The following is a 1,174-nucleotide window of genomic DNA, read 5'->3' on the forward strand; positions in this document are numbered from 1 at the left end:
CCATACCGAACACGGAAGTTAAGCTTCTCAGCGCCGATGGTAGTTGGGGGCTCTCCCCCTGTGAGAGTAGGACGCTGCCGGGCAAACAAAAAAACAGCTGATGAGGCTGTTTTTTTTTGCTTTTTATCTATCATAAATAAAAAGACTTAACTTAGTAATAACAGTTAGTTATTAATTTTTATAAATTTTGTTAATCTTAATTATTAATGTTTATTGTTATAATATTATTAACAATAAACAGTTTATTTTGAATTTTTAACCAAAAGGAGAGGATAATATGGGGAAAACCAAGAGTGAAAAGGACAATTGGGATGCGAATTTATATGATATAAAACATTCTTTTGTTTCGAAATATGGGGATAGCTTAGTTGAAATGTTGGAACCTAAAGCAGGGGAGAAAATACTGGACCTTGGTTGTGGAACTGGAGATTTAGCAAAGAAATTATCTGATTGTAAAATAGATGTTGTTGGTATAGACAAATCTGCAAATATGATTAAACAGGCTAAAAGTAAATATCCAAATATTAAGTTTAGCGTTCAGGATGCAATAGACTTAAGCTATAATAACGAATTTGATGCAGTATTTTCTAACGCTACACTTCATTGGGTTAAGCCCCCTAAAAAAGCGCTAACGTGTATATATAATAGTTTAAAACATGGAGGAAGATTTGTTGCTGAATTTGGAGGGAAAGGAAACGTTCATACAATAACTAATGAAATTATTATTCAAATAAATAAAGCAGGAATTGAATTTAAAAAAGAACATTTTCCCTGGTTTTATCCCAGTATAGCCCAATATTCTTCTCTAATGGAAGAGGTGGGTTTTAGAGTGATCCTTGCTCAGCACTTTGATCGACCTACCGAATTGACCGGCGATAGTGGATTAAAAAACTGGATTGATATGTTTGCCAGTAATATGTTCGAAGATATTCCAAATGATAAAAAAGATTTTATTATAACGAATGTTGAGGATAATTTAAAAGAGGTTTTATATAAAGACGGCAATTGGATAGCGGATTACAAAAGAATCCGTGTAATTGGAATAAAAGAATAAAAAAACAAGGAGACCTAACTTAAAATGTACCCTATAGAATAGACACTTAAAAAAAGTGCTCTTTCTATAGGGTATTTTTTGTATAATTTAAAGAACAACATAGAGAAATACGTGGAGACG

1 protein-coding gene and 1 rRNA gene are annotated in these 1,174 nt (G+C 32.2%); both read left to right on the forward strand.

Annotation, left to right across the window (positions count from 1 at the left end; translation table 11 throughout):
* Positions 1–83, forward strand: a 5S ribosomal RNA gene (gene rrf, locus ACI48O_RS22690); the annotation flags it as partial.
* Between the two features lie 194 nt (positions 84–277).
* Positions 278–1,054, forward strand: a complete 777-nt coding sequence (locus tag ACI48O_RS22695; protein WP_435564083.1) for a class I SAM-dependent methyltransferase — start codon at positions 278–280, stop codon at positions 1,052–1,054.
* The last annotated feature ends 120 nt before the right edge of the window (positions 1,055–1,174 follow it).

The sequence above is a fragment of the Neobacillus terrisolis genome (assembly GCF_051233475.1).
Classification (GTDB): domain Bacteria; phylum Bacillota; class Bacilli; order Bacillales; family Cytobacillaceae; genus Bacillus_BU.